Origin of the sequence: Microbacterium arborescens, assembly GCF_030369635.1 — a bacterium.
GTDB lineage: Bacteria > Actinomycetota > Actinomycetes > Actinomycetales > Microbacteriaceae > Microbacterium.
Genome location: NZ_CP128474.1, coordinates 694,650 through 714,084, shown reverse-complemented (window position 1 = coordinate 714,084; position 19,435 = coordinate 694,650). Strand labels below are relative to the sequence as shown.

Genomic DNA, 19,435 nt, shown 5'->3' with positions numbered 1-19,435 from the left:
GATTCTGGTTCTCAGAGCTCACAGTCCGCGGGCCAGGCGGTAGTAGGCCTGGTTCCAGCGGAGCTCCTTCTGGAATCCTCGCACCGTCGTGTCGTCGTCGATGACCACGAGCTCCGTCCCGGCGATCTCGGCGAAGTCGCGGAACACCTCGATGCCGACCGCCGTCGTCATGACCGTGTGGTGGGCGGCACCGGCTGCGAGCCAGCACGCGGCGGACGTGGCGAAGTCGGGCGCCGGCTTCCAGATCGCGCGTCCTACGGGCAGCTTCGGCAGGTCGGGAGCCTCGACGTTCTCGACGACGTTCGCCGTCAGACGGAACCGGTCGCGCATGTCGCTCATCGCCACGACGAGCGCGGGACCCGGGTCGGCGGTGAAGACGAGGCGCACCGGGTCGTCCTTGCCGCCGATGCCCAGCGGGTGGATCTCCAGACGGGGCTTCGCGGTCGTCAGCGACGGCGACACCTCGAGCATGTGCGCCCCGAGGATGCGCTCAGAACCGGGAACGAGGTCGTAGGTGTAGTCCTCCATGAGGCTCGCCCCACCGGGCAGACCCGAACCCATGACATTGGCGACGCGCACGAGGATCGCGGTCTTCCAGTCGCCCTCGGCGCCGAAGCCGTACCCCTCGGCCATGAGGCGCTGGACGGCGAGGCCGGGCAGCTGCTTCAGGTCGCCGAGATCTTCGAACGATGTGGTGAACGCCCCGAAGCCGCCGCTCTCGAGGAACGAGCGCAGCCCGATCTCGATCGCCGCGCCGTCGCGCAGCGACTGGTGCCGCTCGGCTCCCGGGAGCAGCTCGTCCGCGACGTCGTACTGCGCGAGATAGACCTCGACCAGCGCATCGACGTCGGCGTCGGATGCCGCGGCCACGGCCTCCGCCAGCTCGTTCACGCCCCACGTGTTGACCTGCACGCCGAACTGCAGCTCGGCCTCGGTCTTGTCGCCCTCGGTCACCGCGACGTAGCGCATGTTGTCGCCGAAGCGCGCGAGCTTGAGCGTGCGGGCGGCCTGCCAACCGGCCGCGGCCCGCTGCCAGTCCTCGATCTGGCGGGTGACCTCGGGGTTGGAGACGTGCCCGACGACGGTCTTGCGCGAGACGCCGAGACGCGTCTGGATGTAGCCGAACTCGCGGTCGCCGTGGGCGGCCTGGTTGAGGTTCATGAAGTCGAAGTCGATGTCGGCCCACGGCAGCTCGACGTTGGCCTGCGTGTGCAGGTGCAGCAGCGGCTTGCGCAGGGCGTCGAGACCCGTGATCCACATCTTGGCCGGGCTGAACGTGTGCATCCACGCGATGACGCCGATCACCGAGTCGTCGGCGTTCGCGTCGAGCGCGAGCCGGCGGATCGACTCGGAGTCCTTCAGGACGGGCTTCCACTCGACACGCACCGGCAGCCCGGCGAGGCCGGCGACGACCTGCTGCGACTGCTCGGCGACCTGGCGGAGGGTCTCCTCGCCGTAGAGGTTCTGACTGCCCGTCACGAACCAGACGGTGTACTGCTCGAGAGAGGTGGAGAGGGTCATTGTTCTTCTTCCGGTGGTATCGGACGGGTCAGGAGAGGGCGGCGACGGCGGCACGCTCGACGGCGAGCCCCGCGTCGTAACGATCGAGGTAGGCGGCGAAGCCGGCGGCATCCGCCTCGTCGGGCTCGGCGACGTCGATCGACGCAGCCGCGAAGACGCGCTCGCGGAGGTAATCGTCGAGATCGAGCCCGTCGCCGTGGACGAGATAATCGGCGAGGACGGCGATGCCCCACGCGCCTCCCTCGGAGGCGGTGTCGCCGACGGCCACCGGGGCACCGAGAGCGGCGGCGAGGAACCGCTGGGCGACGCCGGCGGTGCGGAACATGCCACCGTGGGCGAACATCCGGTCGAGCTGCACACCCTCGCGGTCGAGCACCCGCATACCGAGCGCGAGGGTGCCGAAGACGCCGTACAGCTGCGCGCGGATCGCGTTCGCGAGCGTGAAGCGGCTGTCGGGGGTGCGGACGAAGAGCGGACGCCCCTCGTCGGTACCGGCGATGGGTTCGCCCGCGAGGTGGTTGTAGGCGATCAGGCCGCCCGCGTCCGGCTCGCCCGAGAGGGCCTCGCGGAACAGGATGTCGTAGACGCCGTCCGCACCGAGCTCCGAACCCGACGCTGCGGCGAACCGCTCGAACATCCCGACCCACGCCGCGAGCTCGCTCGCTCCGTTGTTACAGTGGACCATCGCGACGAGATCGCCCGCGGGCGTCGTGACGACGTCGATCTCATGGTGAGTGCTCTGCAGCGGCCGCTCGAGGACGACCATGGCGAAGATGCTCGTGCCGGCGCTGACGTTGCCCGTGCGCGGCGCGACCGCAGCGGTGGCGACCATGCCGGTCCCGGCGTCGCCCTCGGGAGGGCAGAACGGGATGCCGGGGTGCAGCGCCCCCGACGGGTCGAGCAGTGCGGCGCCGGCGTCGGTGAGCGCACCGGCGGCCTGCCCGGCGACACGGATCTCCGGCAGCAACGAGCGAACGCCGGCGGGAAGACGGCCCGCCAAGTGGGCGTCGAAGAGGTCGACGCGGCGCTGGTCGTAGTCGCGCGTGGCCGGATCGATGGGGAACATCCCCGACGCGTCACCGACGCCGAGCACCTTCTCGCCGGTCAGTCGCGCGTGCACGTAGCCGGCGAGGGTGGTCACGTGACGGATGTCGTCGACGTGCGCCTCGCCGTCGAGCACCGCCTGGTGCAGGTGGGCGATCGACCAGCGGAGCGGGATGTTGATGCCGAGCAGCTCGGTGAGCTCGGCGGCGGCCGGGCCGGTACTGGTGTTGCGCCAGGTGCGGAAGGGCACCAGCAGCTCGTCGTCAGCGTCGAAGGCGAGGTAGCCGTGCATCATCGCCGAGACCCCGATCGCCCCGAGAGTCTCGGGCACGACGCCGTACGCGGACTCGACCGCGGCCGTCAGGTCGGCGTAGGCGGCTTGGAGACCTGACCACACGTCGTCGAGGGCGTAGGTCCAGCGACGCTCTTCGAACCGGTTCTCCCACGCGTGCGATCCGGTCGCGAGGACGTGTGCCGGATCCGGGCCGATGAGGCACGCCTTGATGCGCGTCGAGCCGAACTCGATGCCCAGGCTGGTGCGGCCGGCGAGGATGTCGTCGCGATCGGCGGATCGATCGCGCGTGGCGGTGTGGGTCACGGATGCCTCCATTGGTCGTGCCGCGGTGGGATCATGTTACCGGTAACACCTGCTTCGTGCGAGCGTCGAAGACCTGGTCACCCGGCCTCATACCCCGCGAGTCGATTCGCGCACGACGAGTCGAGGCGGAGTGGGCTCGGCGGGCGAGGCATCGCCCAGCAGGATACGGACGCATCTCCACGCCTCCCCCGCGATGTCGAGCCGCACCGTGGTCAGGGCCGGCCGGTAGAACGCAGCGTCGGGATGGTCGTCGAAACCCACCACGCTGACGTCCGCGGGCACATCCAGACCGAGGCGAGCCAGCCCGGAGATCAAGCCGAGCGCCATCTGGTCATTCGCGACGACGACCGCGGTCGGCCCTGCCGCGGCGCCGATCGCGCCCGCGATCTCGGGAGCCAGGGCAGCGCCCGAGCCGGCGGACCAGTCGCCGCGCCACTGGCCCGCGATCTGCAGTCCCCGGCGCGCGAGGGCAGACTCCGCGCCGGTGTCGCGGGCGACGGCCTCGAGCCAGGCAGCCGGGCCCGACAGGTGGGCGATGCGGCGGTGCCCGGCATCCAGCAGGTGGTCGACGGCCAGCGCCGCTCCCTCGGCGCCGCGATCGCCCCCGCTCGCGCGCTCCCCCGCTGCATCCACCCGCGCATGCAGGGGCACGACGGGAACTCCGAGGGAAGCCGCAGCGAGGACCGCGAGGGCGGCGGTATGCGGAGCCACGACGACGATCCCGTCCACGCCCTGGGCGAGCAGATGATCGGCGGCAGCGGAGACGCTGCCCGCGTCGGAGCCGTCGGCGTAAGCCGTGGCAATCCACCGGCCTGCTGAGCGCGCCGCACGCTCGAGGGCGCCGATGCCCGCCGCGGGGCCGTACAGGTCGGTGTCGGAGGCGATCACCCCGATCGTCCGCGTCGTCGCGGTGCCGAGGGCACGGGCTGCGTTGTTGACACGGTAGCCCAGCTCGGACATCGCCGTGATCACGCGCTCGCGCGTCTCGGGCCGGATGTGGGGGTGGTCGTTGATGACACGCGAGACCGTCTGCGTCGACACGCCCGCAGCGGCCGCGACATCCCGCACACCCACTCGCGCCCGCCCGGGCATCGCTTCGCTCACTGCGCCAGGCTAGCGGGCACGCCGAAGGGCGGCACCGGCCGAAGCCGCGTGCCGCCCCTCGAGATCTCCCGGTCGGATCCGGTCCTGAGGATCAGCGGTCGCCGAGGATGCCGCCGACCAGGTCGTCGACGTCGGAGGTCACATCCGAGGTGATGCCGCCGACGAGGTTGTCGACGGTGCTGCCGATGCCGCTCGTGACGTCGCCCGTGCTGACATCACCGGTGCCGACGTCCGTGCCGTTGCCGAGGTCGGTGCCGACCTCGTTGCCGTTGCCCACCTCGTTGCCGGTGCCGACCTCGTTGCCGTTGCCGGTCTCGTTGCCGGAGACGACGGGGGCGTCGATCGGGGCCTCCACGGCGGTGTCGTTGCCCGAGGCGATCGGGGCGTCGTTACCCGACAGCAGTGCGCCGTTGCCGACGTCGCTGATCAGCGGGCCGTTGACGAGGCCGCCCTCGAGCCCGAGGTTGCCGATGTTCGCACCCTCGCCGACTCCGGTGCCGTTGGCCTCGAGGACGCTGTCGATCCACGTCGACAGCGCGTCGAAGGACGACGTGACATCCGTGGTGGTGGTCGTGTCTGTGGTGGACGAGTCGACCGCGGTGGTGTCGTCAGCCGACGCGGGCAGAGCGAATCCGGCGGTGGCGATCGCGGCTGCACCGAGGCCCGCCGTGCCGAAGATTGCTGCTCGCTTCAGGTTCGTACGCATGTCTCTTCCTTCCGTCACGTCCGCTGGATTGCGGCACGTGGGGCTATCCGAGACGGGCACCGGGGCGGATTGGACACCCCGAGCGAAAACCGTGCATCCGCCCCCGTTTGGAGCGACGGCGATCCGCGCCCTCATGCGGATCGCGGCGGTTTCCTGGCAGTCGCCTGAGAGCGCGGCATCCGGCCCCGTAGGCTCTGCGTCATGCGCGCAGAGCTCGCCGATCGCCGTGACACGACCTGGGAGGATCTCGGCCCGAGATTCCGGGTGTTCGTCTACCCCTGCGACGCAGAAGACACGCGGATCATCGACATCGTCGACGTCTCGATCGACACCGTGTTCCGCGAGATGCGCATCCTCTCCGACGACGATCGCCACCTCTGGTCGGTCGCTCTGGTCCGTGGGGAGGGAGCGCAACGGGGTCTGGTCTGGCTGTCGGGTTACGACTACGACGACACCCCGACCGACGGCGTCGAATGGCAACGTCGTCGTGAGATGCAGGATCGCTACCTGATGGCGCGTTCCCGTCGCGGCGAGCCGGTCGTGCTCCCCGACGGACGGCGCGTCATCCGCATGTTCTCGGGATGGGCCTCGAGCCCGCTGTGGGAGAGCTTCACGGACGAGTACGTCGTCGACCCGCGCAGTCTCGGAATCAGCGATGACCTGACCCGGGATCTCCTCGCCTGGGACGGCGCGATCCAGGACGCGGGGCCCGACGGCCCGGTCCCCGCCGACTCGTTCGAGACCGGCCTGGCGATCTGGCGCCGCCTGCGCGACGAGCTCGCCCCCATCGCCGAGGTCCGCCCCGATTTCTGGGCTACCGGGTGTGGGCTCGGCTGAACTCAGGCTTTGACCGGCCGCCCGCGCTTGGGCTTCTCCGTCGACAGCTCGATCGCCATCGCGCGGCCGGGATGCTGCGCGAGGCGCTGCTCGGTGTGATCGAGCCAGCGCACCTCGGCCTCGGCGGCGAAGATCATCGAGTCGACGACGAGCGACCAGGCGAGCTGCTCGGGTCCGTCGGGGTTCGCGCCGGCGTACTCGGCACCAGTGAGTGCCTGCAGCTGCGCAAGCGACGCCCGCCGCTGGGCGTGGATCACCTCACCCACATCGATCCCGGGCAGCGTCGCCGCGACGGCGAGCTTGATCGCGAGCTCATCGCGCGTGCCCGCGGGCCGCTCGACGGGAGACCCCAACCACGACGCGACCTCGGCTCGGCCGGCATCCGTGATCTGCCAGTAGACATGCCCCTGACCGTCGACGGCCCCCTTCTCGACGAGCCCGTCTCGCTCGAGCCGGTCGAGCGTGTTGTAGATCTGACCGACGTTGAGCGGCCACGTCGAGCCGGTGCGACGATCGAACTCCGCCCGCAGCTGATAGCCGTAGCACGGGCCCTGGTCGAGGATCGCCAGAAGGCTGAGTCGAACCGACACGGTCATCCTTTCGCATACCGGGTATGTAATTTGCGAGTATATGCATACCGAGTATCGAACGAGCTACCGACGCGGTCCCACCACGATCAGGCTGCTGAGGATGCCGAGCCCGACGCCCACCGCCGTATCGACCACCCGCTCGACGGCGAGCTCCGGACCGCCACCTCCCGCTGAGCTGAGGATGAGGAGCACGAGCGGGGTGATGAAGACGAGCGCGAGAGCGTAATGGCGCACGACCACCAGCTCGATGACGAACTGCAGCGCCCCGAGCACGAGGCCGAGCACGACACCGCCGAGCGGCACGATGCTGACGGCGAGGAAGACGGCGCCGCCGGCCGCGGTGCCGAGCGCCCGGTGGATGCCGCGCGACAGCGCGACGCGGCGGCTCGCGCTGACCCCGAGCACGGCGAGGCCCGCCCCGACGATCCAATAGGCGCGCTCCGGATCGACGATCACCGCGATCAGGGTGCCGACGACCGCGACCGCCGCCGTGCGCGCGACCAGCGTCCGCGTCGTCGCCGTCCCGAGCGCGGCCGGGAAGAGGGAGCGCAGCGCTCGAGGCTGGGCTCCTCGGTGCGAGCGCCGCACGAGCGGCGCCGCGGTGACCAGCCACCCGAACGCGAGCGACGCCGCGAGGACGCCGAGGTACAGCGCCGGGTGCACCGCATGCGCCGCCTGCGGAGCCGTGACATGTGCGGACAGACCGTAGATGAGCACCGCGAACAGCGGGCCCGGGGGCCCCACCGAGCGCCCGAAGACCAGAACGGATGCCGCGACGGCGACCACGACGAGGCCGACGGCCACCGCGACCGGACCGACCGCTGCCGCCGTGACCCCGAGGGCTGCACACGCCCACAGCACCGCCGCGACGATGGGCACGAATCCCGCGCGCTCGCGGGGAGTCAGTCGCCCGCCGTAGAGCGTCGCGAACGCGCCGGTCGCGGCGAGCAGCGCGATGCTCTCGAGCCCCAGCGCCGAGAGCGCCACGACGGGCAGCGCCATCGCGATCGCTGCCTGCAGCCCCAGGTGCCAGCGCGGCCCGGGCGACGGGCCGAACCGGGCGAGACTGCGCCCCAGCTCACCCGCTTCGCGCCGCCACCGGCCGGAACTGTCGGGCGTCGGTCCGGGCGAGAGCGGCATTACCCCATTGTCTCGCGACATCGGCATCGACCAGGCGAGCACATCTACGCTGGAGGAGGAGAACGATATGAGCGACGATTCCCCCGCCTCCCCGACGTCGGACAGGCCTGCGCCCGGCGCACGCGAACGCGCCGCCTACATCGAGACGGCGATCCAGCAGGCCATCCGCCGCGGCGACTTCGACGATCTGCCGGGGGCCGGTAAGCCCATCGCCGACCTCGGGCCGAGCCACGATCCCGACTGGTGGATCAAACGCAAGATCCGCGACGAGCAGCTCACCGGCCTCGGTCCGCCGGCACTGACCCTGCGGATCGAGCACGCGGAGTTCGACGAACGCGCCGACGCCCTCGCCCGCGAGGACGACGTGCGCGAGTACGTCGCCGATTTCAACCGGCGCGTCGTCGAGGCCCGGCGCCAGTTGCAGGGCGGACCGCCCGTCGTGACGCCCACACGCGACGTCGAGAGCGAGGTCGCGGCCTGGCGTCAGCGCCGCAGGGATGCGGCTGCCGCGGCATCCGCCGCTCCCCCACCAGAACCCCGCCGGCGCCGGCGGCTGTTCCGGCGCTGAGCGCCCCGCCCGCACAGCGGGTCACTCAGCGGGTTCAGCGCAGCGCCTGCTCCACGTCGGCCAGCAGATCGTCCACCGACTCGATGCCCACCGAGAGCCGGACGACCTCGACCGGCACGGCGGCCTCGGTGCCGCGGACCGACGCGTGGGTCATCGCATCGGGGTAGTTCACGAGCGACTCGACCCCGCCGAGCGACTCAGCGAGCTGGAACAGCCGCGTGGACTCGGCGAAGCGACGTGCCGCCTCACCCGACTCGAGCGCGAGCGAGAGCATGCCGCCGAAACGGATCATCTGCGATGCCGCGAGCTCGTGCCCCGGGTGCGAGGCGAGACCGGGATAGAACACGCGAGCCACGCGCTCGTGTCCCTCGAGGAACGCTGCGATCGCGCCCGCGTTCTCGCTGTGGCGCTGCATACGGACGTCGAGCGTCTTGATGCCGCGCGTGGTGAGCCAGGCATCCATCGGCCCCGACACCGCGCCGGCGGCGTACTGCAGGAAGCCGATCTTCTCGGCGAGCGCGTCATCGTCGAGCACGAGTGCGCCGCCGACGACATCCGAGTGTCCGCCGAGGTATTTCGTCGTCGAGTGCACGACCACATCGGCGCCGAGTTCGAGGGGGCGCTGCAGCGCCGGTGTCGCGAAGGTGTTGTCGACGACGACGAGCGAGCCGGCCTCATGACCGATGGCTGCGAGCCCGGCGATATCGGTGATGCGCAGCAGCGGGTTGGACGGCGTCTCGACCCACAGCACGCGGGGCGCGCGCTCGGCGACCGCGGCCCGCACGGCGGCGAGGTCGCTCATGTCGACCACGCGCAGCTTGACACCCCAGGGAGCCAGGACACGCGCGATGAGACGATGTGTGCCCCCGTAGACGTCGTTGCCGAGCAGCACCTCGTCGCCGGGCGTCAGCGCGGCACGCAGCAGCACGTCCTCAGCGGCGAGCCCCGACGCGAACGAGAAGCCGTGAGCTCCGCCCTCGAGCGCGGCGAGCTGCACCTGGAGCGCCGTGCGCGTCGGGTTGCCCGAACGGCCGTACTCGTACCCGCCGCGGAGGCCCCCGATCCCGTCCTGGGTGAAGGTGGTGGAGAAGTGCACCGGCGGGATGACGGCGCCGGTCGTGGGGTCGAACTCCTGGCCGGCGTGGACCGCGAGGCTGGCGAGGCCGCGGGCGGAATCGTGCGTGGTCATGCGTCGCTCCTGGTGTCGGGGGTGGTGTGGGGATCGTCGACGAGGTCGGCGAAGCCGTGGGCGCGCATCCAGTCGTCGTCGTAGATCTTCGAGAGATATCCGCGGCCGTGGTCGGGGAGCAGAACGACGACGATGTCGTCGGACCCGAGGTCGCGGGCGGTGCGAAGCGCGGCGACCACCGCCATGCCCGACGAGCCGCCGACGAGCAGACCCTCCTCGCGCGCCAGGCGACGCGTCATCGCGAACGACTCGCGATCGCCCACCCGCTCGTAACGGTCGACCATCGAAGGGTCGAAGGTCTCGGGCCAGAAGTCCTCACCGACGCCTTCGACGAGGTACCGGCCGACGTCGCCGCTGTAGATCGAGCCGTCGGGGTCGGCGCCGACGATCGTGACGGCTCCGGAAGAGGCCTCGCGGAGGTACCGGCCGGTGCCCGTGATCGTGCCGCCCGTGCCGACACCGGCGACGAAGTGCGTCACGCGTCCGTCCGTGTCGCGCCAGATCTCGGGTCCAGTCGTCTCGTAGTGCGCGCGGGGTCCTGCGGCGTTGGCGAACTGGTTGGGCTTGAACGCGCCGGGGATCTCCCGCGCGAGCCGGTCTGAGACGCTGTAGTACGAATCCGGATGCTCGGGCGGCACGCTCGTGGGAGTCATGACGATCTCGGCTCCGTATGCCTTCAGCACCGCGACCTTCTCGCCCGCGAACTTGTCGGGAACGACGAAGACCATCCGATATCCCCGCTGCTGCGCGACGAGAGCGAGGCCGACACCGGTGTTGCCGCTCGTGGGTTCGACGATCGTTCCCCCCGGCCGCAGCGAGCCGTCGCGCTCGGCGGCCTCGATGATCCTCGCGGCGATGCGGTCCTTCGCCGAACTGCCCGGGTTGAAGTACTCGATCTTGGCGAGCACGGTCGCCCGCGTCGACGCGGCGACACGGTTCAGCCGGACCAGGGGTGTGTTGCCGACGAGTTCGGCGATGTTCTCTGCGTAGCGCACGAGGGTGTCCTCACGGTGTCCGCGCGCTCAGAGGCGCGGGTGCTGTCGGGGTCGTCTGAGGTGAGCGCGGCGGCGCTCAGCGACAACAACGACAGGTCTGCACGCGTCCACCCTAGGCCAGGGCCGGGGCGCTGTCGAGGGTTCCGCCCGTCGAGCTCAGCGCGACGACAGCCCGCGCCGCTCGAGAGAGCTGCGCAGCGTGTGACGCCCGTGCAGGCTGGCGGCATCCCGCACCCGCGCGATCGCGGCGCGCAGCCAGCCCCGCGGCTCGCCCTGCGCGCGGTAGTACGCCGTGACGGCCTCCTCGTATGCGGCGATGTCGGCGTCGACCGGCATGCGGTAGGTCTCGCGGTGACGGACGACCCGCTGCGGCAATCGCGGCTTCACCCCGGCGCGATCGTCCGGGTCGGGGCGACCGAGCACGAGACCGAACGCGGGGAAGGCGCCCACGGGAAGCTCGAGCAGGTCGGCGATCTGCTCGGGGTGGTTTCGGACGGCTCCGACGTAGACGGCGCCGAGCCCCAGCGACTCCGCCGCGACGACGGCGTTCTGGGCGGCGAGCGCCGCGTCGATGAAGCCGACGATCGTGCTCTCGATGTACTCGACGGCGTCCGACCTCTCCCCCGCTCGGTGTGCGAGCTCGCGCGCGCGGGCCCAGTCCGCGACGAAGACGAGGAAGACGCCGCCCCGGCGGATGAAGTCCTGGTCGCCGGCGAGCGTCGCGAGCGCGTCGAGCCGCTCGGGGTCGCGCACCTCGATGACCGACCACGCCTGCAGGTTCGAGCTCGTCGACGCCGACTGCGCCGCGGCGACGATCGCGGTCAGTGTCGCATCGTCGATCTCGCCGGGCGCGAACCGGCGCACGGAACGGTGACGGTAGAGCAGGTCGAGCACGTCGTTGCGCGGAAGGTCGTCGTGGGGCGCAGCCGAGCCGTACCGGCGCGACCATCCGTCGTGGGGTTTCGTCGTCACGCGGGGAACGTTACATGGCGTCATCGATCGTCTCCGACGTTCACGGAACATGTGGTGAGCCTTCGTGGTTACTAACGTCGTGATCATGTCTCAGCCGAACATCGACCCGTCCGCGGAGCACCCCTCCCGTCATCTGGGCGGCTCGCTGTCCGCCGATGACTTCAAGACGCTCTTCCGCGGGCACCCCGGCGGTGTCGCCGTCATCACGGCTGACGCAGGCGACGGCCCGGTCGCGCTGACGGCGACCTCGGTGTCGTCGGTGAGCGCCGACCCGCCGCTGCTGGTGTTCTCGGTGTCGGCGCAGTCGTCCGCCTCGGCGGTGCTGTCGACGGCCGAGACCGTCGTGGTGCATCTCCTCGACGCCGACGACCTTCCGCTCGCGAAGCTCGGCGCGACGAGCGGCATCGATCGCTTCGCCGACACCTCGACCTGGTCACGGCTGACTACGGGAGAGCCCGTGTACCGCGGCGTGCGTGCGTGGGTCCGTTGCGCGGTCGTGTCGCGCATGGATGCGGGCGGCTCCATCGTCATCGCCGGCCACGCCCTGCAGTCTCACGTCGAACGCGACGTCGAGCCGGGCGGTCACGGCGACGCACTGGTCTACCACAACCGCACGTGGCACCGCCTCAGCGAGGGCTCCGCCCTCCGCGACTGATCGTCGTCAGATCAGATCGTCGTCTATTAGACGACGCCGATCGCGGCGGCCGGGCTGGGACCGGTCGCGACCGGACGGCCGCGGTCGCGAGACCACTGGCTCCACGATCCCGCGAACACCCGCGCACGGCCGTATCCGGCGACGGCGAAGGCGAGGGCGGTGTGAGCCGAGGCGATTCCCGAACTGCACGTGATGACGACATCCGTGTCGGGACCGATGCCCACTGTTGCGAGCGAGGCACGGATCTCGTCGGGGCTTCGCAGCAACCCGTCCGGGGCGATGTGGACGACCGTAGGAAGATTGAGCGCGCCCGGGATGTGCCCGCTGACCGGGTCGGCCCCGACCGTCTGACCGCGGTAGTGCTGTGGCGCGCGGACGTCGAGCAGCACGCCTCGGGCCGGAGCGACGGCCGCCTCGTCGATACCGGCGAGACCGCCCCTCCCCTCCGGCAGCTCCACATCGCCGGCCGCCGCGGCGCGATCACTGCGCTCGAGACGTCGGCCCGATGCGACCCACGCCCGGAAACCTCCGTCGAGCACGCGGATGTCGAGGCCGTGACGGCGCAGCAACCACCATGCGCGGGCTGCCGCGACGCCGTCGTTGTCGTCGTAGGCGACGAGACGGTCACCCGCGGTGACACCCCAGCGTCGGATCGCGACCTCGAGGTCGGCGCGACCGGGCAGCGGATGCCGCCCCTGCTCGGGAACACCGGGGCGAGCGAGCTCGCGCTCCAGGTCGACGTAGACAGCGCCGGGCAGGTGCCCGCTCACGTAGTCGGGCCGCCCTTCGGCGCGGTCCAGCCGCCACCGGACATCCAGCAGCCGCACGGGAGCGTCCGCGGCGAGTTCGGCGGCGAGGTCGTCGACGCTCACCAGGGGGGACATGACCCCATGCTCGCCACGACCGCCCCCGGCCCACCTCCCCCGGCGAAACAGTCGGAAACACGAGAACACAGGGCGACACATGAGAACACAGGGCGACACACGAGGGCGGCCGACAGGCGCCGCGTGACTCCGCATGACGAGACGAAAGCGCCGCCTCGGTCGCCCGCCGTACTCTTCCCTCCATGTCCGCTCTGGAGAACAACCCCGAATCCCTCGCCTTCGCGACGCGTCAGTTGCACGCGGGGGCCCGCGGTTTCGACGCGTACGGCTCGCGCGCGACACCGATCTATCTGACCGCCGGGTTCGAGTTCGACGACATCGCCGACGGCGAGGGCCGCTTCGCCGACCCCGCCACGGGCTTCAGCTACACGCGCGTCGGCAACCCGACGGCGGCGGCGGCCGAGCGGCGCATCGCCGATCTCGAGGGTGGCGTCGGAGCGCTGCTGGTCGGCAGCGGCCAGGCGGCGACGACGACGGCGCTGCTGACGATCCTGGAATCCGGCGATCACATCGTCGCCGCCTCCGCGATCTACGAAGGCACGCGCGAGCTGCTGCGCTCGGAGTTCGCACGGCTCGGGATCACGACGGACTTCGTCGACGACCCGCGCGACCCCGCCGCCTGGGAGTCGGCGATCGGCCCGCGCACCCGCGCCCTCGTGGCCGAGTCGATCGCCAACCCACGCGGCGGCGTGCTCGACATCCCCACCGTCGCCGAGGTCGCACACCGCCACGGCATCCCGCTCGTGGTCGACTCGACCCTCGCGACCCCGTACCTGCTGCGTCCGCTCGAGCTGGGTGCCGACATCGTCATCCACTCCGCGTCGAAGTTCCTGTCGGGCCACGGCACGGGCCTCGGCGGCGTCATCATCGACGGCGGACGCTTCGCGTGGGATGCGGTACCAGGACGCTTCCGCCAGATCGCCTCCGAGACCGGACCCGACGGCCGCACGTTCGTCGAACGCTCGGGCGAGAGAGCCTTCCTCGACACGGCACGACGCGTCGCGATGCGCTTCGGTCCGTCACCGTCGCCCCTCAACGCGTTCCTGCTGCTACAGGGCATCGAGACCCTCTCGCTGCGCGTGGCTCGCCAATCGCAGACGGCGGCGGCGCTCGCTGCCTGGCTCGAGACGCGCCCCGAGGTCGTCGGCGTCGACTACAGCGGACTCGCCTCGCACCCCGACCACGACCTCGCCGCCCGCCTCCTCCCGGCCGGGCAGGGCGCCCTGTTCTCCTTCACCCTCGCGGGCGGGAGAGCAGCCGCGGAGGCATTCACCCGCAGCGTCCGGCTGTTCACCCCGATGACCCATCTCGGCGATGTGAGGTCGCTCGTGCTGCATCCCGCGACCACCACCCACGCCAGCCGCAGCGACGCCGATCTCGAGCGGATCGGCGTCGGACCGGGGCTCCTGCGGCTCTCGGTCGGGCTGGAGGACACCGGCGACCTCATCGCCGACCTCGAGCGCGGGCTCATCGCGGCCGCGGCCGCGACCGCCGATGTGTCGGAGGCGGTGTCGGCGTGACCCGCACGCAGCATTTCGGGTGGTTCCTCTCCCGAGGTTTCGGTCCCCACGGCTGGGCTCGGCCCTACCAGCGGTGGAACTGGCCGTGGCAGAAGCCCGACCTCTACCAGCACTCGGCGCGCGAGCTCGAGCAGGCGGGGTTCGACTTCGTCCTCATCGAAGACGCGCTCTCGGTCGGCATCACCCCCGAGACGCTCAATCTGCGGGTGCGCAAGGCCTACGGCGGGCCGAAGCACGACCCGTGGACACTCGCGCCGTACCTGTTCGCCGCGACGCAGCACCTCGGCGTGATCCCCACCGTCAATCCGGCCGCCTGGCCGCCGTACCTCGCGGCCCGTCAGTTCGCATCGCTGCAGCACCTCAGCGGCAGCCGGCTCGGACTCAACGTCGTCACCGACGTCGGCTCGGCGCACCACTTCGGCACCGAGCGCCTCGGTCACGATGCAGCGTACGACCGCGCCCAGGAATGGCTCGACGCCCTGCGCCTGCTCTGGCACAGCTGGGACGACGACGCGCTGATCGCCGACCCCGACACGCAGATCTACGCCGACGGCTCGAAGATCCACGCCGTCCGGCACCGGGGCGAGTACTTCTCGTTCGACGGTCCACTGAATGCCGAGCCGCTGGCCGCCGGTGATCCGATCGTGGCCTCGCCCGGCGGCTCCCCCCGGGGCATCGGCTTCGCCGGTGCGAACTCCGAGATCCAGCTCGCCCTGTCGAACCTCGATCCCGCGAGCATCCGCGCCTACCGCGCCCGGGTGCGCGAGGCGGCGCGCGCTGCGGGCCGGGATGCCGACGCCGTCAAGACCTTCTTCGTCTTCAAGCCGATCGTCGCGAGCTCGGCCGACGAGGCGGAGCGCATCGTCGAGGCGTCACGCCACCCGGACGAGGCGACCCTCGTCGAGGTCGCCGAGGCCTGGTCGAGCGACCTCGAGACCGACCTCACGACGCTCGATCTCGACCGCCCGCTCGACCCCGCGATCTTCGGCGATCACGTCTCGAAAGGCACCATCCGGGGCCTGCTCGGCCGATACTCCGATTTCTCGGAGGCGCCGCTGCGCGACATCCTCGCCGGCAAGGCACGGCTCGGTCGCGTGACCGACGGCGCCGGAGGAACGGTGGGGACCGCGGAGGAGATCGCCGACGTCATCCAGGCGCTCGGCGACGACGCCGACAACGACGGTCTGATCTTCTCGGGAGACTTCCACCCCGTCACACTGCACCGAGCGCTCGACGAGCTCGTTCCGGTGCTCCGGCGGCGCGGCATCCTGCGCACCGAGCACACCGGTCAGGGCCTGCGCGCCGACCTCGACGCCTTCTGAGACCCTGCCCCTCAGACGTGCGGGTGCGTCCGCTCGAGCTTGGCGCCCTCGACGTCGACATCGGGCAGGATGCGGTCGAGCCACCGGGGCAGCCACCACGCGCCGCGGCCGATGAGGTGCATGAGCGCCGGCATCAGCAGCATGCGCACCACGAGCGCGTCGACCAGGATGCCGAAGGCCAGACCGAAGCCCATCGAGCGGATGATCGTCGCCTCGGCGAAGATGAAGCCGCCGAAGACGGACACCATGATCAGCGCCGCCGCCACGACGACCGAGCGGCCGGCGCGGAACCCCTGCATGACGGCGAGCCTCGCTTCGGAGCCGTGCACGAACGCTTCACGCATGCCCGATGCGAGGAACAGCTGGTAGTCCATGGCGAGCCCGAACAGGATGCCCACGAGGATCACGGGGAGGAAGTTCAGGATCGGACCGGTCGTATGCAGACCGATGAGCTCGGCGCCCCACCCCCACTGGAACACCGCGACGACGGCGCCGTAGGTCGCGAACAGCGACAGGATGAAGCCGCCGGTGGCGATGAGCGGCACGACGAGCGACCGGAACACGACGATCATGATCACCAGCGAGAGCCCCACCACGACCGCGAGGTAGATCGGCAGGATGCCGACGAGACCTTCGGAGATGTCGATGTTGATGGCGGCCTGACCGGCGACACCGAGCGCGTACTCGCCGTCGACGGGCGGCAGTGAGCGCAGGTCGCGCACCAGGTCTTCGGTCGCGACGCTGCTCGGGCCTTCGGTGGGGATCACCTGGAACGCGGCGATGGCACCGCTGTCGGAGACGGCGATCGGGGCGACGGCGCTCACGTGCTCCCGGCCGGCGATCGCCTCGGCCACCGCGACCTGCGCCTGCAGACGCCCGGCGTCGTCGAGGCCCTCCGGGAGGCTCGCGGTCACCAGCAGCGGCGAGTTCGCGCCGGGACCGAAAGCGTCTTCGGTGAGCTGGAACGCACGCTGTCCGTACGACCCCTCCGGCTCGGATGCCCCATCGGGAAGGCCGACCCGCATCGACAGCGCCGGCACCGCCAGGACGAGCAGGAGCCCGACCGAGACGACGGCGGTCGTGACGGCGCGCCAGGTCGGCATGGCGCGCGTCGGCGTCGACACGACGTCGGGCGCTCCGACACGGGTGCGCGCCCGGCGGCCGAGCACGCGCATCCCGAGCAGCCCGAGGAGCGCCGGAAGCAGCGTGATCGCGATCAGGACGGCGATGGCGACGCACACGGCCCCGGCCGTTCCCATGAGACCGAGGAACGGGATGCCGGTGATGTTGAGGGCGAGGAGGGCGACGACGACCGTCGAGCCGGCGAAGACCACGGCGTTGCCGGCGGTGCCGCCGGCGAGGCCGATCGACTCGTGCAGGTCGATGCCGCGCAGCAGCTGCTTGCGGTGCCGATTGAGCACGAACAGCGCGTAGTCGATGCCGACCGCGAGCCCGAGCATCACGCCGAGCACGGGGGTCACCGACGCCATCTGCACGACTCCCGACAGCGAGAGCACCCCGAGCACGCCGACCCCCACGCCGACGATGGCGGTGACCAGGGGAAGCGCGGCCGCGATCAGGCTTCCGAGCATGACGAGCAGGACGACGGCGGCGACGCCGACGCCGACGGCCTCGCCGACACCGAGGATCTTCGGCACGCCCTGCGAGATCTCGGTCGAGAAGCCCACCTCGACACCGTCGATCGGCTCGGCGGTGAAGTGCTCGACGACGGCGTCCTTCGCGTCCTGCGGCAGTTCGAGGCGCGGCAGGGTGAAGGCGACGTTGACCGTCGCGGTCGAGCCGTCGGGCGAGACCAGCGCGATCCCGTCGGCCAGGTCGAGCAGACGACCGCCGAGGTCGGCGGTCTCGGCCTGCGCCTCGAGCTCGGCACGGCCCGAGTCGAGGGTCGCCTGTTGCCGTTCCAGCTCGGCGCGGCCGGCGTCGAGCTGTGCCTGCTGGGCATCGAGCGCGGCGAGCTGCTGAGTGGGGGCGCCGGCAGCCTCGAGCTGAGCCCGTGCGGCGTCGAGCTGGGCCTGCCCCGCCTCGAGCTGGGCCGTCCCCTGGTCGAGCTGCGCTTGTCCGGCGTCGAGCTGGTCACGCGCGGCCGACAGCTGCGCCCGGCCGTCGGCCAGCTGCTGAGCCTGCGTCGCCCGCTGCGCCTCCGCCTGGAACGGATCGTTGACGGTCGCGACGTCGGGCAGGTCGGTGGCCGAGGCGACGAGGTCGGAGATCGCCGCGCGCTGATCGTCGGTGAGCGCACCGTCCTCGGCGTGGAACACCACGGTTCCCGCGGCTCCGGCGAAGTCGGGCAGCTCGTCGGCGAGCTGATCGGTGACCTTCGACGAGGCGGTGCCCGGGATGTCGAAGCTCGACGACAGCCCGCCGAATCCGAGTGCGAAGGCACCGCCGGCGATCCCCAGCACCGCGATCCAGGCGACGACGACGAGCCAGGCGCGGCGCGCGGCTCCCTTGCTCAGGCGGTACAGCAGCTCGGCCATCGGCGACTCCTTCGCGGTGCGGACGCCTTGACGAGACGCGACGTCTCGTCAACCCTAACCCGGCACGAGGACGTGGACGATCGCTCGGATGCTGTCGGGCGTGGGAGCCGCGCCCAGGAGCGCCTGCATCATCATCCACCCCGCCACCGCGTCGCCGATCTCGACCGCCGCGAGCGCGGGATCACCGTGAGCGACCACGCGCGCCCGGATGCCCCCGTCGGCGCTCAGGCGATCACGCATGAGTTCGCCGATCGGCGGGTGCTCGGTGGCCGCTGCGACGAGCGATCGCAGCAGCAGGCGCCCCTGCGGGGCATCGAGCACCGTCCATACCCGCGACATCCACTCCGTGAGGTCGCCCCGCAGGTCGCCGGTGTCGCGCACCGCGAGCTGATGCCGGAAGATCATCCCCTCCAGCAGCGCCTCACTGAGGATGGCGGCGCGTGAGGGCCACCACCGATAGATCGTCTGCTTGCCCACGGCCGCGTGCCGGGCGATGGCCTCGATGGTGAGGTTCTCGTAGCCGCTCCGGGCGATCAGCTCGGCCGCTGCCGTGAGCACCGCCAGACGAGCCTGCTCGCTGCGGCGCGGACCGGCGCGATGCTCCTCCATCCCTCCACCGTAACGAGCCGGACGCTACGGTGGAGCCCATGCTCGCCGTGCTCGTCCTGGCCGACCACGACCTGGTCCGTCGCGGCGTCGCCGACCTGATCGATGCGGCCACGGGCATGCAGGTCGTCGCCGAGGCGGCCACCGCCCGACAGGCCACCGCACGCGCCGAGGTGACACGACCGGATGTCGCAGTCCTCGGCTATCGACTCGCGGACGGCACCGGGGCAGACGCGTGTCGCGCACTCCGGGCGATGGATCCGCGCGTGAGGTGCATCGTCCTGAGCGCCGCCGACGACGATGAGGCCCGCAGCGCGAGCGCGTCGGCGGGGGCCTCGGCCTTCCTCCTCGAAGACCTCGCGGCGAGTGAGCTCATCGACGCGGTGCGCCGCGTCGGCTCGGGGCACCCGCTGAGCGCGACCCTGCACACGGCGGCGGCGCCGGTGCCGCCCGGGGAGGCCCTTCCCCGCCGGCAGCGCGAGGTCTTGGCGCTGGTCGCGCGCGGACTGTCGAATCGGGCGATCGCGGCCGAGCTCGGTGTCACCGAGAAGACGGTCAAGAACCACCTGACCGCCATCATGCGCACCCTCGGTGTCACGAGCCGCACGCAGGCTGCACTGCGCGCCGCGCATCCCGTGCGCGAATGAGCGAAGGCACGGACCCGGGTGGGGTCCGCGCCTTCGCTG

At 71.2% G+C, this 19,435-nt stretch carries 18 protein-coding genes; 6 read left to right on the top strand and 12 right to left on the bottom strand.

Annotation, left to right across the window (positions count from 1 at the left end; genetic code table 11):
- Positions 1 to 18: 18 nt before the first annotated feature.
- The 4 genes from araA to QUC20_RS03255 form a co-directional block, all read right to left on the bottom strand.
- Complete coding sequence (gene araA, locus QUC20_RS03270; protein WP_289330940.1) at positions 19 to 1,521, bottom strand: L-arabinose isomerase; 1,503 nt, start codon at positions 1,519 to 1,521, stop codon at positions 19 to 21.
- Positions 1,522 to 1,549: 28 nt separating this feature from the next.
- Positions 1,550 to 3,163, bottom strand: coding sequence for a xylulokinase (locus tag QUC20_RS03265; RefSeq protein ID WP_259455239.1), 1,614 nt, complete (start codon positions 3,161 to 3,163; stop codon positions 1,550 to 1,552).
- 87 nt (positions 3,164 to 3,250) lie between these two features.
- Entirely contained in the window at positions 3,251 to 4,267 is a 1,017-nt protein-coding gene (locus QUC20_RS03260; protein ID WP_289330939.1) for a LacI family DNA-binding transcriptional regulator, read from the bottom strand.
- A 91-nt stretch (positions 4,268 to 4,358) separates the two neighbouring features.
- Entirely contained in the window at positions 4,359 to 4,973 is a 615-nt protein-coding gene (locus QUC20_RS03255) for a hypothetical protein (protein ID WP_289330938.1), read from the bottom strand.
- A gap of 201 nt (positions 4,974 to 5,174) precedes the next feature.
- Here QUC20_RS03255 and QUC20_RS03250 point away from each other — a divergent pair, with 201 nt between their 5' ends.
- Positions 5,175 to 5,810 (top strand): hypothetical protein, encoded by a 636-nt coding sequence (locus QUC20_RS03250; protein ID WP_289330937.1) that lies wholly within the window; start codon positions 5,175 to 5,177, stop codon positions 5,808 to 5,810.
- 2 nt (positions 5,811 to 5,812) lie between these two features.
- Here QUC20_RS03250 and QUC20_RS03245 read toward each other — a convergent pair whose 3' ends face one another.
- Both QUC20_RS03245 and QUC20_RS03240 read right to left on the bottom strand, forming a co-directional pair.
- On the bottom strand, positions 5,813 to 6,400 hold the full coding sequence (locus QUC20_RS03245; protein ID WP_120264393.1) for a PadR family transcriptional regulator: 588 nt from the start codon (positions 6,398 to 6,400) through the stop codon (positions 5,813 to 5,815).
- 63 nt (positions 6,401 to 6,463) lie between these two features.
- A complete protein-coding gene (locus tag QUC20_RS03240) occupies positions 6,464 to 7,540 on the bottom strand; it encodes an FUSC family protein (RefSeq protein WP_289330936.1) in 1,077 nt (358 codons plus the stop codon).
- A gap of 67 nt (positions 7,541 to 7,607) precedes the next feature.
- Between QUC20_RS03240 and QUC20_RS03235 the strand changes: the two genes are divergently transcribed.
- Positions 7,608 to 8,108 (top strand): DnaJ family domain-containing protein, encoded by a 501-nt coding sequence (locus QUC20_RS03235; protein WP_289330935.1) that lies wholly within the window; start codon positions 7,608 to 7,610, stop codon positions 8,106 to 8,108.
- A 34-nt stretch (positions 8,109 to 8,142) separates the two neighbouring features.
- Here the strand turns inward: QUC20_RS03235 and QUC20_RS03230 are convergent, their stop codons facing one another.
- The 3 genes from QUC20_RS03230 to QUC20_RS03220 all read right to left on the bottom strand — a co-directional run bounded on the left by QUC20_RS03230 (position 8,143) and on the right by QUC20_RS03220 (position 11,264).
- The gene (locus tag QUC20_RS03230) at positions 8,143 to 9,297 is read right to left on the bottom strand and encodes a cystathionine gamma-synthase (RefSeq protein ID WP_120263396.1); all 1,155 of its coding nucleotides are present in this window, start codon (positions 9,295 to 9,297) and stop codon (positions 8,143 to 8,145) included.
- Complete coding sequence (locus tag QUC20_RS03225) at positions 9,294 to 10,292, bottom strand: pyridoxal-phosphate dependent enzyme (protein ID WP_120263397.1); 999 nt, start codon at positions 10,290 to 10,292, stop codon at positions 9,294 to 9,296. The genes QUC20_RS03230 and QUC20_RS03225 overlap by 4 nt, the downstream gene beginning before the upstream one ends.
- Before the next feature lie 156 nt (positions 10,293 to 10,448).
- The gene (locus QUC20_RS03220; protein ID WP_220700896.1) at positions 10,449 to 11,264 is read right to left on the bottom strand and encodes an NADPH-dependent oxidoreductase; all 816 of its coding nucleotides are present in this window, start codon (positions 11,262 to 11,264) and stop codon (positions 10,449 to 10,451) included.
- 85 nt (positions 11,265 to 11,349) lie between these two features.
- Between QUC20_RS03220 and QUC20_RS03215 the strand changes: the two genes are divergently transcribed.
- On the top strand, positions 11,350 to 11,919 hold the full coding sequence (locus tag QUC20_RS03215; RefSeq protein ID WP_120264394.1) for a flavin reductase family protein: 570 nt from the start codon (positions 11,350 to 11,352) through the stop codon (positions 11,917 to 11,919).
- A gap of 26 nt (positions 11,920 to 11,945) precedes the next feature.
- On the opposite strand, the gene QUC20_RS03210 is transcribed toward QUC20_RS03215, so the two are convergent.
- Complete coding sequence (locus QUC20_RS03210) at positions 11,946 to 12,803, bottom strand: sulfurtransferase (protein WP_289330934.1); 858 nt, start codon at positions 12,801 to 12,803, stop codon at positions 11,946 to 11,948.
- A 182-nt stretch (positions 12,804 to 12,985) separates the two neighbouring features.
- Between QUC20_RS03210 and QUC20_RS03205 the strand changes: the two genes are divergently transcribed.
- Entirely contained in the window at positions 12,986 to 14,323 is a 1,338-nt protein-coding gene (locus tag QUC20_RS03205; protein ID WP_120263400.1) for an O-acetylhomoserine aminocarboxypropyltransferase/cysteine synthase family protein, read from the top strand.
- Positions 14,320 to 15,645 (top strand): NtaA/DmoA family FMN-dependent monooxygenase, encoded by a 1,326-nt coding sequence (locus tag QUC20_RS03200; RefSeq protein WP_289330933.1) that lies wholly within the window; start codon positions 14,320 to 14,322, stop codon positions 15,643 to 15,645. The genes QUC20_RS03205 and QUC20_RS03200 overlap by 4 nt, the downstream gene beginning before the upstream one ends.
- Positions 15,646 to 15,656: 11 nt before the next feature.
- Here QUC20_RS03200 and QUC20_RS03195 read toward each other — a convergent pair whose 3' ends face one another.
- Together QUC20_RS03195 and QUC20_RS03190 are read right to left on the bottom strand one after the other, a co-directional pair.
- Positions 15,657 to 18,143 carry an MMPL family transporter gene (locus QUC20_RS03195; protein WP_289330932.1) on the bottom strand — a complete coding sequence of 829 codons (2,487 nt, stop codon included), beginning with the start codon at positions 18,141 to 18,143 and terminating at the stop codon, positions 15,657 to 15,659.
- 54 nt (positions 18,144 to 18,197) lie between these two features.
- Complete coding sequence (locus QUC20_RS03190; protein WP_289330931.1) at positions 18,198 to 18,752, bottom strand: TetR/AcrR family transcriptional regulator; 555 nt, start codon at positions 18,750 to 18,752, stop codon at positions 18,198 to 18,200.
- A gap of 38 nt (positions 18,753 to 18,790) precedes the next feature.
- Between QUC20_RS03190 and QUC20_RS03185 the strand changes: the two genes are divergently transcribed.
- Positions 18,791 to 19,396 (top strand): response regulator transcription factor, encoded by a 606-nt coding sequence (locus QUC20_RS03185; protein WP_289330930.1) that lies wholly within the window; start codon positions 18,791 to 18,793, stop codon positions 19,394 to 19,396.
- Positions 19,397 to 19,435: the final 39 nt, after the last annotated feature.

What these genes read in the sequence shown, in the direction of transcription:
- araA (WP_289330940.1), bottom strand. Translation starts at nt 1,521, where the DNA reads ATGACCCTCTCCACCTCTCTCGAGCAGTACACCGTCTGGTTCGTGACG.
- QUC20_RS03255 (WP_289330938.1), bottom strand. Translation starts at nt 4,973, where the DNA reads ATGCGTACGAACCTGAAGCGAGCAGCAATCTTCGGCACGGCGGGCCTC.
- QUC20_RS03250 (WP_289330937.1), top strand. Translation starts at nt 5,175, where the DNA reads ATGCGCGCAGAGCTCGCCGATCGCCGTGACACGACCTGGGAGGATCTC.
- QUC20_RS03240 (WP_289330936.1), bottom strand. Translation starts at nt 7,540, where the DNA reads ATGCCGCTCTCGCCCGGACCGACGCCCGACAGTTCCGGCCGGTGGCGG.
- QUC20_RS03235 (WP_289330935.1), top strand. Translation starts at nt 7,608, where the DNA reads ATGAGCGACGATTCCCCCGCCTCCCCGACGTCGGACAGGCCTGCGCCC.
- QUC20_RS03230 (WP_120263396.1), bottom strand. Translation starts at nt 9,297, where the DNA reads ATGACCACGCACGATTCCGCCCGCGGCCTCGCCAGCCTCGCGGTCCAC.
- QUC20_RS03215 (WP_120264394.1), top strand. Translation starts at nt 11,350, where the DNA reads ATGTCTCAGCCGAACATCGACCCGTCCGCGGAGCACCCCTCCCGTCAT.
- QUC20_RS03210 (WP_289330934.1), bottom strand. Translation starts at nt 12,803, where the DNA reads ATGTCCCCCCTGGTGAGCGTCGACGACCTCGCCGCCGAACTCGCCGCG.
- QUC20_RS03205 (WP_120263400.1), top strand. Translation starts at nt 12,986, where the DNA reads ATGTCCGCTCTGGAGAACAACCCCGAATCCCTCGCCTTCGCGACGCGT.
- QUC20_RS03195 (WP_289330932.1), bottom strand. Translation starts at nt 18,143, where the DNA reads ATGGCCGAGCTGCTGTACCGCCTGAGCAAGGGAGCCGCGCGCCGCGCC.
- QUC20_RS03190 (WP_289330931.1), bottom strand. Translation starts at nt 18,752, where the DNA reads ATGGAGGAGCATCGCGCCGGTCCGCGCCGCAGCGAGCAGGCTCGTCTG.
- QUC20_RS03185 (WP_289330930.1), top strand. Translation starts at nt 18,791, where the DNA reads ATGCTCGCCGTGCTCGTCCTGGCCGACCACGACCTGGTCCGTCGCGGC.